This is a genomic window from Cellulosilyticum sp. ST5, from assembly GCF_046529625.1.
In the GTDB taxonomy this organism is placed as follows: Bacteria; Bacillota; Clostridia; order Lachnospirales; family Cellulosilyticaceae; genus Cellulosilyticum; species Cellulosilyticum lentocellum.
This window is the reverse complement of sequence record NZ_CP132338.1, coordinates 3,093,154-3,107,412: the sequence shown is the minus strand read 5'-3', so window position 1 is coordinate 3,107,412 and position 14,259 is coordinate 3,093,154. Positions and strand designations below refer to the sequence as shown.

The window sequence follows — 14,259 nt, the reverse complement described above, 5'->3', positions numbered from 1 at the left end:
TCTAATTTTAATTGACAACGTAACAATGTTATGCTAATATTTGTTTAAATAATAAAACAATGTTACGGAGGTATGGAAATGGAAAATAGTAAACTTCATTCAATTCAAATCGATGGCCTAGGAACCTATGGTGGAGGTGAGTTTGATAAAGTTAGCATAGCTGGAAGTGGTAAATTTACTGAAAGCGTAAAAAGCGAAAAGTTTCAAGTTTCAGGTATTGGGGCTCTTTTAGGAGAGCTTGAAACAAAGAAGTTAGGGGTATCAGGTACTTGTAAGGTAGAAGGCAATGTTTTAGCCGAAAATATTGATGTATCAGGGGTTTTAAAGTGTGAGGGCAATGTAGAGGTGTCAGAGGAACTTCGTGTTAATGGGATGACTAAAATAGAACAATGTTTAAAAGCTAATACAGTTAAAGGAAAAGGCTTTTTAGAAGTAAAAGAAGATATTGCAGGAGAAATGATTGAGATTGAAGGGGTTTTAAACTGTGGTAAATTCTTAAACTGTGAAGTATTGGTGTTTACAGCTGTAGGAACATCTGTTTTAAATGAGGTTGGAGCTGCTAGAGTAAGAATTAGACAAGGGTATGAGAGTGTAACAAAGTTCCTTGGACCTTTTATGCCTAAAATTTTAAAGGAAAATAAAGTTGTGGCTAGTACTATTGAAGGCGATGAAATTATTCTGGAAAACTGTGAAGCTAAAGTAGTAAGAGGTAAAAATATTAAAATTGGTAAAGGCTGTAGAATTGGTGTAGTGGAATACAGTGACCAAATTGATGTTGATCCAGAAGCAATAGTAGATACAGTTAATCAAATCTAGAATGAAAGGCAGAGGTGAGAGTGATGGAAGAATTGATTTCAAAAAAAGAGCTATTAGATTTAACAAATATTTCATATGGACAGTTATATAGATGGAAACGCATGAATATTATTCCAGAGGATTGGTTTATTAAGAAATCTTCGACTACAGGGCAAGAGACTTTTTTTAGAAGAGATAAAATTCTAGAACGTATAGAATTAATTCTTTCTATGAAGGATGGAACTTCATTAGAAGAAATAGCTGCCTTGTTTAATAAAGAAGAGGGTGAAAAGGTATTTGACATAGAGTACATTATGGCAAAAGAAGCTATAAGCACTGCTGCTAGAGAAGTATTTAATAGCTTATACGGGGATATAAAAGAAGTAGAGAAAAAGGAACTTATTATTTTAGCAGTTATAGAAAAGTATCTGTTACAATCCATTATTACAGTAGATGAAATAAAAATGCTGGGGACTATGTTAAGTGAAGCCTTTAGCAAACTGTATAAGGAAGAAAGCAAGCTTCTACTCTTTAGAAAGTTTGGGATTTCCTTTATTGTAGGCTGTCATAATCAAGATGAAGTGATAGTAGATAGTAGTGCTGTTAAGATTATGGAGATTGATCTTATAAAAGAAGTAAGTGAGATGAGTTTAAAATTAGTATAAGTCAAATTTACTTCATATAAGAAATTTAAAGATAGAGAAAAGCATAGTTAAAAGATAGAGTTTTTATATATAATTAGAGCGTTAATGTCATAGATAAGAATGGCCAATGGCTTTTAGTGCATCTACAATAGTAATGAGGGTATAAACCATAACATGGATTACACCCTCATTATTATTATGCTCTTATTTATTATTTTTTCTTAGTATTTTTTGCATTTTTAGTATCATTTTTTGATTTAGAAGCAGCTATAGATTTACCTTTTGCAGTAGAGTTAGATTTGCTTTTTCCTTTATCAGGCATAGTAGACCTCCATGTAATTTGATACTCTATACATATGCAATAGTAGGACAAAATAGACCTAGGATTAAACAATGCATAGAATGGCACGAAAAATACCTTGAAGTTATGCTTATGTGTAGTCATTTCATCTCTTATTTCAACCATGATGCGACATTATATATGATGAGTATATGCATGAGTATATGCTATAATGATACTAGGCGTATTTAGGGGAGGGAATGAATTGAATATAAAAAAAGTTATAGGTGTGTTACTTTTTGTTAATCTCATGCAAATTATTTTAGTACTAGGTATGTGGATTAATAAGGGGGAAGGGGCTTGGAAAAATGTAGGTATTTCCTTATATTTGGTAGTAGGTCTTGCTCTTATTAATAGCTTAGCTACAGTAGTAGGTGTTCTTTATGCTAATAGACTTAGAAATGAGGATTTACTAGAAAGTATGAAAAACTTAGAAGAGCTTAATACTACATTAAGAGTGCAAAGGCATGATTATTTAAACCATCTTCAAGTGGTATATGGCTTAATAGAATTAGAGGAGTATGAAGAGGCTAAAAGGTATATGGAGCCGGTATTTAATGAAGTTATTAAGGTAAGCAGAGCTTTAAAAACAGCCCAACCAGCCATTAATGCATTATTACAAGCCAAACTAGAAGTAGCAGAGAAGAACAAGGTACATATGACCTTAAATATAAAAACAGATTTAAGACACCTTAAGATAGAACCTTGGGAGCTTTGCAAAGTACTTGCTAATATCATCGATAATGGTATAACAGCCCTTCTTTTAAAAACTTGTGAAAGGCATTTGATTGTAGATATTAATGAAGAAGGTGAATGCTACTTATTTAATATCTGTAATGATGGACCTGTCATTGACAATAATCAGTTAGAGCAAATTTTTAAACAAGGCTATACGACTAAGAAAGAAGTAGGTCATGGAATGGGACTATATATTGTGCAAAAGATTATAGGAGCCTCAGGAGGAACTATTCATGTTACATCAACTGAGGAGAAGACAAGCTTTCAAATTCAATTACCTAAGGAGGTAAATAGTTAAAATTTAAGATTAATTCATAGTGAGATATAAATAATAAAAAATGACAGGATAAAGGTGAAAGTGTATAACTTGAAGGTTTTTTATAGTAGCTAATTTAAGAATAGGCTATGATTAATATAGAAACAAATAAATGAGTCAAAGAAAGGGGGGCTAGTAGGTGGTTAATTTACTAGATGGCATTACTTTAATAAGTGTAGCATTATTTTTAGTAGGTTTTATTCTTATTGGTATCGAAATGCTTCATCCGGGAATTTCAATGCCAGGTGTATTGGGTAGTATATGCCTTGTAGTAGGCGTCATTATTTCAGCAGATAGTTTACAAGAAGGTACAACTTTAGCAGTTATTATATTAGCAATTTTAGGTGTTATGCTAGCAGGCATATTGTGGTTTTTATCCAAAGGGAAATTACGTTCTCCAATTATTTTAAATGAGGAGCAAAATAAAGATAAGGGTTATATTAGCTCTAGTGATTTAAATTATTTACTAGGCAAAAAAGGAGTTGCAGCTACAGATCTTAGACCATCGGGGATGGGAAATTTTGATGGGATAGATTTTGATGTGATTTCAGCAGGTAAGTATATTCAAGTAGGAACAAAAATCCAGATTTACGAGGTAAAGGGTTCAAAATTAATGGTTAAGTCCATAGAAGAAAGTGGGGAATAGAAATGAGTAATTTAGTAGGAACAATCGTATTAATTGGTGTTATTGGTTTATTTATCGTTTTCTTTTTTACCTTTATACCAGTAGGCTTATGGGTATCCTCTTTAGCGGCTAATGTAAAGGTAAGTATTTTTAACCTTATAGGTATGAAACTAAGACGTGTTGTACCATCTAGAATTGTTTTGCCACTTATTAAATCAACTAAAGCAGGCATTAGCTTAAGTGTTAATCAGTTAGAAGCACATTACCTTGCAGGTGGTAATGTAGATAAAGTAGTAGATGCGCTTATTGCAGCAGAAAGAGCAGGAATTGAATTACCTTTTGAAAAGGCAGCAGCCATTGACCTTGCAGGTCGTGATGTATTAGATGCAGTTAAAATGAGCGTTCAACCTAAGGTGATTGAAACACCTAATGTATCAGCTGTAGCCAAAGATGGTATTGAGCTCTTAGTAAAAGCAAGAGTAACAGTAAGAGCTGATATTGAACGTTTAGTAGGTGGTGCTGGAGAAGCTACTGTGCTTGCTAGAATTGGTGAAGGTATTGTTACCACTGTTGGTTCAGCAACTTCTCATAAAGAAGTTATCGAAAATCCGGATCATATCTCAAAACGTGTACTTAGCAAAGGTTTAGATTCAGGGACAGCATTTGAAATCTTGTCTATCGATATTGCAGATATAGATGTAGGTAGAAATATCGGTGCACACCTTCAAATTTCTCAGGCAGAAGCAGACAAAAATATTGCTCAAGCTAAAGCAGAGGAAAGAAGAGCCATGGCTGTGGCCAAAGAACAAGAAATGAGAGCTTACGTAGTAGAAGCAGAAGCAGAAGTGCCAAAAGCCCTAGCTTATGCACTTAGAGAAGGTAAGTTAGGGATTATGGACTACTATGATATGCAAAACTTAAAAGCAGACACCGAAATGAGAGCTGCCCTTTCTAAAACAAAGGAAAAGGAAAGCCCTTTAGGAGGTAATAGGGATGGCAACTTCAACAGTTAATTTAGGAGCTTTACTAGGTCTAGAAGGGGAGCTGAGACGTCAACTAGAAGACAGTTTCTCCATAAGTGGGGAAAAGAATAATGTGAGTAATCAAAAGAGATGTGCCAATGGTTATGATAAACAGTATGAAGATGATGAAGCGAATAATAGAGGGGTTTTAGAAGAATTTGAAGGCCAATATACCTTAGAAGAGGAAAGTGGTCCCCAAAAACATACTAAGAAGAAGCTCGTAAAGAAAAAGAAAACACATTCAGAAGTTGAAGCACCACCATTATCTGTGACTCAAGTAAAGAAGTTAGCTACAGTATCTGAGCAGATGCCAACAAGTAGTTTTTCTAGACCTAATAAGCAGCAGTTAAGAGAAGCTATTTTATGGGCAGAAGTTTTAGGAGAACCAAAGTATAAGAAAAGACATAGAAGATAAGGGGGAGCTATGGTAATAAAAGTACTACTTGTAGAAGATGAAGAAGGTATAAGAACGCTTTTAAGAAAGATTATTGAGCGTGTAGATGGCTTTGAAGTGGTAGGAGAAAGTGATCAAATGCTAGGGGCCATCTCGCTGTTTACTAAGGAAAAACCAGAGGTTGTATTTCTAGATATCGAAATTAATGGGGGGAGTGGTCTAGAATGTGCTAAAATAATAGCCGATTTAGACCCTAAAACTAAAATTATTTTTGCCACAGCTCATAATGAATTTATGTCCAATGCCTTTGAAGTCTACGCTTTTGATTACCTAGTAAAACCTTTTAATGTGGAAAGAGTAAGTCAAACGTTAGAGAGAATTAAAGCACTTAAATTGCCACAAAGAAACGAAGAGATTGATAAAATCGTTAAATATGAACAAGGTCTTAATAAACTGTTAGTAAAGGGTAAAGAAAGTATGAGTTTTGTGGATATTAATGACATTATTTTAGTTCAAAGAGAAAATAACAGTACAGTCATTTATACTAAAGGGGATGCTTTCACCACTACAGCTAGCTTAAGTGATATAGAGACTAAGCTAGAACCAGATCAATTTTTACGCAGTCATAAATCATATCTTATTAATTTATCTCAAATTACTAAAATCGAACCTTATGGGCGTTGGACTTATATTGTAAAGTTTAAAGACATAGATAAAGATGCTCTTTTAACAGTAGAAAAATATGAAGAGATTAAAAAGCGTTTCTTCTAAAATAGCTGTGATAAAAACGTTGTTTTGCCTAAAAGTGTGTACCTTGTAGTGAACTAAAACTATGAGATACACACTTTTTCTGTTTTAACCATAGAACGATAAGCTATAAATTTGTAGATTAATAGTGATGATCGGGTTCAAAAAAGTAATTACATATTTAAAAGGAATGAATGTTTCATAAGAAATACTAATCAGTACATATCTTGAAAATAAAGTTTTGTAAAATTAAATTTTAAATATTTAATAAATATTGTGATTACAAAGACATTTACTTATACTAGAAATAAACTACTTATACTTCTAATTTATTCATTTGTACACTTCATTGCATACCCAAGATATGAATAGAAGAATAAAGTAATTTATTAAGTACTGTATCTGTATAAGAAGTAGTGTCAACTAAAGGATAAATCATACATACAAAAAGGCCAATAAATGATGACCATTACAGGAGGAGATAAAATGCGTGAGCATTTGGGAGAAAAAATGGATAGGCTTTGGCAAAAATCTATGGAGGAAGTAGCAGTAGCTAAAGAACAAGGATTAATAACATTACCTAATAGTATCGATGATAAGATTCTAACAAAATGGATAAGTAACGAGATTAGAAAGGTTACGAGTAAGTTAGATCAGGTTGAACAAGAAACAGGAATACATTGTGTATGCAGTGTGGGATGTAGTGCATGCTGTAAGCAAGCTATTCAAGTGCTTCCCACAGAAGCAAAAGCTATTGCTATTTATATGAGTCAATTTGCACCAGAGATTAAAGAAAGTATTTTAGAAAAAGTAGAGGAATGGAAGAACTGCATCAAAGCAAGTGGTTTAGATACAGAACAGAATAAATATTATATATCTGGAACAGCAGAAAAAGAAATCTATCATTTTATGGCAGATTACTTTGCTCTTAATCTACCTTGTCCAATGCTTTCAGAAGAAGGAAGATGTATGATATATCCGGTAAGGCCTGGAGGATGCTGGAGCTATCGTGTATATTCGAGCTCGTGGGAGTGTAAGAAAGGCTTTTATGTGGAGGGTGGCATAAAATATGATGAATGGGAGAGATATTTCTTAGACTGTTTATTTAAGAAAGCTCCTAGTGATTACCAAATGAAGCTTTTACCTTATTATATTGAAGACATATTAAAAGGTAAGCAATAAAAGAGAAGAAATGAATACATAGATAACCATTGGGAGCCAATATAAGATGGAATTTGTTTGTGCATTTATAAAAAGGGTTATGCCACATAAAGAATTTAATAATGAACTATTAGGGGGAAACGAGTTGAGAAATAAAAGACTATTTATAGAAGTATGTGTACTGGTAGGCATCATCATCATAGTTTTAGTGGTAGGTATTCAAAACAAGAAGAAAAGCAATATAACAAGTCAAGAAGAAAGTTCAGTTGTTCAGGAAAAAGAAAATACAGATAGATATGAACATATTCAAGAAATAATGGATGAGTTTGAAAACAGAACTAAATCAAAACAGGAAACAATTGTTTTATTACAGCAAGAATTTAATAAAGTAATTGATATAGAAAATACACAAGCAATGACTAAACGAGTAGAAAAAGGGGAAATAGACAGGGAAAAAATAAAGAACTATAAAGAACTACAATCTGTTGCACTTGATAATCTGAAATTTCAATTACCCGGTGATAGTAACGATTATAAGCAAGAAATTAAGCAACTAGAAAATGGTAAAGTATTTATAGTCATAAATGCAAACAAAGGTTTTCAAATGCTTGTTATGCAAAAATATAAAGCACCTACTTTTCAAGTCATAATAGACTGTTTAAAAGAAGAAACAGCACAACAGTGTAGAGCATATCTAGTAAAGACATATGGGAAAGAAGTATTAGATTCAGGATATATGTATCAAAAGATAACTGAGAATAGTGTTATACAAGATATTAATAATGAGATGAGTAGTGAAGAAATAGCATTTTTACCTGCTCTTCTAGTAACTAAATATATAAGTTTGGTAAATGGAACAATGGACCAAGGCAGTATAAATTTTGAAGATGAGTATATAAAGGCTATGCAGACAGGAAGAGGCAAGAACATAATTATAAAAATTTATGATAATGAAGGCTATTTTTGGAGTGTAGTGATAGCTAGCAATAGAGATATAGACCATAGAGAATTAATTAATTGTATTCTAGCTACAGCAAAAATAGAGTAGCGCAACTAATTAGTTTAGTATTTATACTTAAAAGATGGTTTTGCTATAGCTAAATTAAGAACACTATTGCGACATAAAAATTTTTAAATAAGTGTTGACTTATGTAATGCAATGGTGTAGTATTATACAAGTCGTCAGCAGTAAGCAGCGACAAAACAAAGATTACTTAATAAGTAATCATCGTACTTTGAAAAACAAATACTACAACAATTATAGATTTGTAAGTTATAGCAATATAACTTGCGCCTAACGATAAATGTACACGCATTGTATAATGCAAAAATGTTTGTCAGGGTGTAAAATCTACAATTTAACCGATATAGTCAGAAATGACTTAAAACATTCTTTGTTTTTATCAGAAATGATAATTAACAAGGCACGAAACGACCAGAGAAAGTCGTGGAATAAGGCTTCGATAAAGTTGAACGCTGTACAAACAAACACCCTCCGGGTGTGAGAGTCAGTAAATTCAACAAGAAGTACACTTGTTTCATCAACTGACTCTAAATAGGTCAAGCTACTAAGAGCGTAGAGTGGATGCCTTGGCACCGAGAGCCGATGAAGGACGTGATAAGCTGCGAAAAGCTACGGGGAGTTGCAAATAAACTTTGATCCGTAGATATCCGAATGGGGAAACCTGGCAGAGCAAACCTCTGTCATCCTATAGCCAATCCATAACTATAGGAAGGGAACGAAGGGAACTGAAACATCTAAGTACCTTCAGGAGGAGAAAGAAACATCGATTTCCTAAGTAGCGGCGAGCGAAAGGGAAACAGGCCAAACCAGATTACTTGTAATCTGGGGTTGAGGACTGCGACGTGGCAGGAATGCGGATAGCTGAAGAGTCTGGAAAGTCTCATCAAAGAGGGTGATAATCCCGTAAGCGAAATCCAAGTGAAGCCTAGCAGTATCCAGAGTACCACGAGACACGAGAAACCTTGTGGGAAGCCGGGGGGACCACCCCCCAAGCCTAAATACTCCTCGGTGACCGATAGCGCATAGTACTGTGAAGGAAAGGTGAAAAGAACCCCGGGAGGGGAGTGAAAGAGAACCTGAAACTCTATGTTTACAAGCAGTGGAAGCGCCATATGATGCGCAACCGCGTACTTTTTGTAGAACGGTCCGGCGAGTTACTAGCTGTGGCAAGGTTAAGTACCAGGAGGTACGAAGCCGAAGGGAAACCAAGTCTGAATAGGGCGCCAAAATAGTCATTGTTAGTAGACCCGAAACCGGGTGACCTACCCATGTGCAGGATGAAGTTACCGTAAAAGGTAATGGAGGTCCGAACTCACATCTGTTGAAAAAGGTGGAGATGACGTGTGGGTAGCGGAGAAATTCCAATCGAACCCGGAGATAGCTGGTTCTCCTCGAAATAGCTTTAGGGCTAGCGTTGATAGGAGTCTAATGGAGGTAAAGCACTGAATTGCCTAGGGGGCCCACAAGCTTACCGAAGCATATCAAACTAAGAATGCCATCAAGATACCATCAGCAGTCAGACTACGAGTGATAAGACACGTGGTCAAAAGGAAAACAGTCCAGACCATCAGCTAAGGTCCCCAAGTGTGTGTTAAGTGGAAAAGGATGTGAGATTTCGAAGACAACTAGGATGTTGGCTTAGAAGCAGCCACTCATTCAAAGAGTGCGTAATAGCTCACTAGTCGAGAGATCTTGCGCCGAAAATGTCCGGGGCTAAAACACACCACCGAAGCTATGGAATTCACAATAGTGGATTGGTAGAGGAGCGTTGTAACGACGCAGAAGCAGTACCGTAAGGAGCTGTGGAGTAATTACAAGTGAGAATGCCGGAATGAGTAGCGAGATACAAGTGAGAATCTTGTAGGCCGAATATCCAAGGTTTCCAGAGTAAAGCTGATCTGCTCTGGGTAAGTCGGGACCTAAGGCGAGGACGAAAGTCGTAGTCGATGGACAACTGGTTCATATTCCAGTACTACCTATTATCAGAACTGCAGGGACGCAGGAGGATAAGCAAACCCAGGAATGGTATCCTGGGCCAAGCACAAAGTCGCACCTAACAGGAAAATCCGTTAGGCGAGGATGAAGTGTGATGGGGATCGAAATTAAAGTAGAGAAGTTGCTGAATCCACACTGCCGAGAAAAGCTGCTATTGCGTGATAGGTACCCGTACCGTAAACCGACACAGGTGGATGAGGAGAGAATCCTAAGGCCGACGGGAGAAGCGTTGTTAAGGAACTCGGCAAAATGACCCCGTAACTTAGGGAGAAGGGGTGCCTACTTAGGTAGGCCGCAGAGAATAGGCCCAAGCAACTGTTTAACAAAAACACAGGTCTTTGCTAAACCGAAAGGTGATGTATAAGGGCTGACGCCTGCCCGGTGCTGGAAGGTTAAGGGGAGAGGTTAGACGTAAGTCGAAGCTTTGAACTTAAGCCCCAGTAAACGGCGGCCGTAACTATAACGGTCCTAAGGTAGCGAAATTCCTTGTCAGGTAAGTTCTGACCCGCACGAAAGGCGTAATGATTTGGGCACTGTCTCGACAGCGCACCCGGTGAAATTGTAGTACCAGTGAAGATGCTGGTTACCCGCGACAGGACGGAAAGACCCCGTGGAGCTTTACTGTAGCTTGATACTGAGGTTGGGTATTACATGTACAGGATAGGAGGGAGACTGAGAAATCTGGACGCCAGTCTAGGTGGAGTCGCCGGTGGGATACCTCTCTTGTAATACTTAACTTCTAACCATGGCCCGTTACCCGGGTCTGGGACAATGTCAGGTGGACAGTTTGACTGGGGCGGTCGCCTCCTAAAGAGTAACGGAGGCGCTCAAAGGTAACCTCAGAATGGTCGGAAACCATTCGAAGAGTGCAAAGGCATAAGGTTGCTTGACTGCGACACCGACGGGTGGAGCAGGTACGAAAGTAGGACTTAGTGATCCGGTGGTATGAAAGTGGGATTGCCATCGCTCAACGGATAAAAGCTACCCCGGGGATAACAGGCTTATCTCCCCCAAGAGTTCACATCGACGGGGAGGTTTGGCACCTCGATGTCGGCTCATCGCATCCTGGAGCTGAAGCAGGTTCCAAGGGTTGGGCTGTTCGCCCATTAAAGCGGTACGCGAGCTGGGTTCAGAACGTCGTGAGACAGTTCGGTCCCTATCCGTCGTGGGCGCAGGAAATTTGAGTGGAGCTGTCCTTAGTACGAGAGGACCGGGATGGACGGACCACTGGTGCATCTGTTGTCTTACCAAAGGCATAGCAGAGTAGCCAAGTCTGGATCTGATAAACGCTGAAGGCATCTAAGCGTGAAGCAGACCACAAGATAAGATTTCCCATCCGAAAGGAGTAAGACCCCTTAGAGACTATGAGGTAGATAGGTTGGAGCTGTAAGTGTAGTAATACATTGAGGTGACCAATACTAACGGTTCGAGGGTTTGACCTAGATAAAACGGTTAAATAGTTGTAGTATTTGTTTTTGAGAGTATGAGAAGAGAGCACCCGAAAGGGTGTTTTTTTTGTAAAAAACTATGATTTCTTGTAAATGGGCTTTATGTCAATAGTTAAGTATCCCAAGTTATATGAGCAAGAGAAAAGTATCAAGAAACACGTTTTTACTATAGTGCCTACACCAGCAGTGGCTTTGAGCGTAGGGCAAGTGAATGTATTAGCTGCAGATAAAAATCAAGTAAGTGGTAGAGAAGCCGATAAAGCCACAAACTTAACAATCTCTCATTTAGTCCAAACACAACTATGGCAAGAGGAATGTTTGTAACAGTTCTTGGGAGATTAGCAGGTATAGATGTAAGTGGTTGTATAGACAGCAACTTTAGTGATGTAAAATCAGATGCTTACTACATGGGATATGTTGAATGGCAAATGAAAATAAATTTGTAAACGGTACAGGTAATGGTAAGTTTGAACCAAATCAAGGTATCGGCCGTGAACAAATGGCAGTTATTTAAAATAATTATGTAAAAGCATTTAATTTAGAATGCCTAAAAATCAAGCAGAAAATAACTTCTCAGATAACAATAAAATCAGTGCTTGGGCAAAAGAAGCTGTTAAAAGAGCACAAATGCCTGGTGCAATGGGCGGTAAAAACGGTAACAAATTTGAACCAAAATCAGTTGTATCATGTGCCGAAGGTACTAAAGTAACTAAACGTTTTATTGAATTAGTAAATGAGGCTGTTTTTTAGTGAATCTAGTCCGGATTACTTCTTTACTGTAAAACAACTATAGTTTAAGATATAAAATGAAAAACTTTGTATAACAAAGAGTGAATGATGGAGCAGTAAGGAGATAAATAAAATGAGAATATCTGTAATAAAGTCAGCAAATGAAGTAGCCATTGGCTCTTTGCAGATTACCAATAAAAAGTTAGCTAAATTGATGATACGAATGAATGATATGAAAAATAATTTAAGGAAGAGAAGACATACACATTGGGTAAAGGTAAGTTTTGAGGGGATGGGAAGCGTTGAATTAGGTGATGAACCTATATGCATAGGTGATTATGATGAATATCCTTTGGCACCAGAGATAAAAGTTATTATTCCTATTGAAGAGTTAGAAAAGACTCATAAACAGTATGTCTGTAGTACTTTAAATACACCGATTCTTTTGCAAAATAAGACACTAACTAATAATGAAGAAATTATCATTATATATAAAGAAATTTTATCTGATAAAGGTAGTAATAGTGCTGTAAATGAAATGCTTTTAAATGCAATGAAAAAATGTCTATTTGAATATCAAATGAAAGTCTATAGTGATTATTGCAATGAACCAATGGACAGACAAATATTTGATAAACGTATACAACAAATTTTAAATATTTTACCTGACTTAGAGTTATTAATGGCTAACCAGAGTGGAAGTCAGCAAATTGAAAAGGAGCCTATTCCAGGTAATGAGATGTACTGTGATGAAAAAATGCCTGAGTCAAATGTGCTGGAGCAAGGGGAGGATATACCATTAAATCATTTAACTAATACGATTTCATACATTGATATACATCAAGATAAAAAATCTATTGTAGACAAGAATGATACATTAAATAAAATAATTCAGGAAACACATGAAGATGTCAAGTGGGTAAAGATTGATTTGAGAGGAAAAAATAATAAATAACTGTACACGGTATAATAAGCAACTTAGTTTCAAAAGAAGCAGGCAACATGCAAACAGAACAAAAAGCAAGTTAAAAGGCATCTGAAAAGGTGTCTTTTTTGCATACTACCATTTATGAGATTAATGTGTTCAGTTTTAAGGATATTTTAAAGGTTTTTTGGGATTGAGATAAAATGGTAAAAAATTTAAAATAAAATCAATAAATAATATTTTAGGGGGGAAGTAATATGAAGAAATTTGCGGTGCTAGTTACAAGTATTATGATGGCTGTTTCAATGGTAGGATGTGGTGGAACTACCAGTACACCAACCACAAGTAGTGAACCTGAACAGAAAGCTACAACAGAAGCTACACAACAGGAACAAACGGATCCAGAAACGAAGGACTTGGTTATTTATTGCCCACATCCACTTGAATTTATTGAACCGTTAGTAAGTGAATTTGAAACACAAACAGGTATTTCTGTGGAAGTAGTAGCTGCTGGTACTGGAGAACTTCTAAAGAGAGTTGAATCTGAACAAGGTAATCCCCTTGGAGATATTTTCTGGGGTGGTTCACTTTCTACAATGAAGCCTCAACAAGACTTATTTGAAAACTATCAATCCATTAATGAAGAATATGTTTATGATAATATGAAGAATGTTGAAGGACCATTAACTCGTTTTACTAATATCCCTAGCGTTATTATGGTAAATACAGATCTTATAGGTGATATTAAAATAGAAGGATATGAAGATTTATTAAATCCTGAGTTAAAGGGGAAAATTGCTCATTGTGATCCGTCTAAATCTTCATCTTCTTATGAACATTTAATTAATATGCTTTATGCAATGGGAAATGGTAATCCTGAAGATGGGTGGGATTACGTAGAGAAATTATGTGAAAACTTAGATGGCAAATTGCTAAGTGGTTCTTCAGCAGTATATAAGGGTGTAGCTGATGGAGAATATACAGTAGGGCTTACATTTGAGGAAGGTGGAGCTAAATATGTAGCTGACGGTGCACCTGTTAAGCTCGTTTATATGAAAGAGGGCGTTATTTCTAAACCAGATGGCGTTTATATTATTAAGGATGCTAAAAATATGGCAAATGCTAAGAAATTCATTGATTTTGTAACAGGTAAAGATGCACAAACCATTATAATTGAGCAACTTAATCGCCGTTCTGTAAGAAAAGATGTACCAGCACCAGCAGGGCTTGAAAAATTGGAAAATATTAATTTAATTTATGATGATGAAGAACTTGTAGTAGAGAAAAAACAAGAGTGGTTAGATAAATTTAAAGATATTTTTACAAGTGCTCAATAGTTCTAGTAGACAAGGTTAA

At 36.2% G+C, this 14,259-nt stretch carries 15 protein-coding genes and 1 rRNA gene; all 16 read left to right on the top strand.

The genetic code is table 11. The features are described 5' to 3' along the window. Positions 1–78: 78 nt before the first annotated feature. The 16 genes from QTL86_RS15185 (at position 79) to QTL86_RS15110 (ending at position 14,240) form a co-directional block, all read left to right on the top strand. Entirely contained in the window at positions 79–816 is a 738-nt protein-coding gene (locus QTL86_RS15185) for a hypothetical protein (RefSeq protein WP_410495311.1), read from the top strand. A gap of 23 nt (positions 817–839) precedes the next feature. Continuing rightward, entirely contained in the window at positions 840–1,460 is a 621-nt protein-coding gene (locus tag QTL86_RS15180) for a YhbD family protein (protein ID WP_410495310.1), read from the top strand. A 524-nt stretch (positions 1,461–1,984) separates the two neighbouring features. Beyond that, on the top strand, positions 1,985–2,815 hold the full coding sequence (locus QTL86_RS15175) for a sensor histidine kinase (RefSeq protein WP_410495309.1): 831 nt from the start codon (positions 1,985–1,987) through the stop codon (positions 2,813–2,815). A 157-nt stretch (positions 2,816–2,972) separates the two neighbouring features. Continuing rightward, complete coding sequence (locus QTL86_RS15170) at positions 2,973–3,479, top strand: NfeD family protein (RefSeq protein WP_410495308.1); 507 nt, start codon at positions 2,973–2,975, stop codon at positions 3,477–3,479. A gap of 2 nt (positions 3,480–3,481) precedes the next feature. Continuing rightward, entirely contained in the window at positions 3,482–4,471 is a 990-nt protein-coding gene (gene floA / locus QTL86_RS15165; protein WP_410495307.1) for a flotillin-like protein FloA, read from the top strand. Further along, the gene (locus QTL86_RS15160; protein WP_410495306.1) at positions 4,452–4,895 is read left to right on the top strand and encodes a hypothetical protein; all 444 of its coding nucleotides are present in this window, start codon (positions 4,452–4,454) and stop codon (positions 4,893–4,895) included. The genes floA and QTL86_RS15160 overlap by 20 nt, the downstream gene beginning before the upstream one ends. A 9-nt stretch (positions 4,896–4,904) precedes the next feature. Beyond that, on the top strand, positions 4,905–5,645 hold the full coding sequence (locus QTL86_RS15155; protein WP_410495305.1) for a LytR/AlgR family response regulator transcription factor: 741 nt from the start codon (positions 4,905–4,907) through the stop codon (positions 5,643–5,645). A 462-nt stretch (positions 5,646–6,107) separates the two neighbouring features. Further along, entirely contained in the window at positions 6,108–6,803 is a 696-nt protein-coding gene (locus QTL86_RS15150) for a YkgJ family cysteine cluster protein (RefSeq protein ID WP_410495304.1), read from the top strand. A gap of 124 nt (positions 6,804–6,927) precedes the next feature. Then, on the top strand, positions 6,928–7,830 hold the full coding sequence (locus tag QTL86_RS15145; protein ID WP_410495303.1) for a hypothetical protein: 903 nt from the start codon (positions 6,928–6,930) through the stop codon (positions 7,828–7,830). Between the two features lie 510 nt (positions 7,831–8,340). Further along, positions 8,341–11,243, top strand: a 23S ribosomal RNA gene (locus tag QTL86_RS15140). A gap of 108 nt (positions 11,244–11,351) precedes the next feature. Then, the gene (locus QTL86_RS15135) at positions 11,352–11,573 is read left to right on the top strand and encodes a hypothetical protein (protein ID WP_410495302.1); all 222 of its coding nucleotides are present in this window, start codon (positions 11,352–11,354) and stop codon (positions 11,571–11,573) included. Beyond that, positions 11,564–11,695 (top strand): hypothetical protein, encoded by a 132-nt coding sequence (locus tag QTL86_RS15130; RefSeq protein ID WP_410495301.1) that lies wholly within the window; start codon positions 11,564–11,566, stop codon positions 11,693–11,695. The genes QTL86_RS15135 and QTL86_RS15130 overlap by 10 nt, the downstream gene beginning before the upstream one ends. Further along, positions 11,671–11,763: an S-layer homology domain-containing protein gene (locus QTL86_RS15125; RefSeq protein ID WP_410495300.1), complete on the top strand. Its 93-nt coding sequence runs from the start codon at positions 11,671–11,673 to the stop codon at positions 11,761–11,763. Before QTL86_RS15130 ends, QTL86_RS15125 begins: the two co-directional genes overlap by 25 nt. 29 nt (positions 11,764–11,792) lie before the next feature. Further along, positions 11,793–11,999 (top strand): S-layer homology domain-containing protein, encoded by a 207-nt coding sequence (locus QTL86_RS15120; RefSeq protein ID WP_410495299.1) that lies wholly within the window; start codon positions 11,793–11,795, stop codon positions 11,997–11,999. A 112-nt stretch (positions 12,000–12,111) separates the two neighbouring features. Further along, positions 12,112–12,933, top strand: a complete 822-nt coding sequence (locus QTL86_RS15115; protein ID WP_410495298.1) for a hypothetical protein — start codon at positions 12,112–12,114, stop codon at positions 12,931–12,933. A gap of 227 nt (positions 12,934–13,160) precedes the next feature. After that, a complete protein-coding gene (locus tag QTL86_RS15110) occupies positions 13,161–14,240 on the top strand; it encodes an ABC transporter substrate-binding protein (protein WP_410495297.1) in 1,080 nt (359 codons plus the stop codon). Positions 14,241–14,259 lie beyond the last annotated feature (19 nt).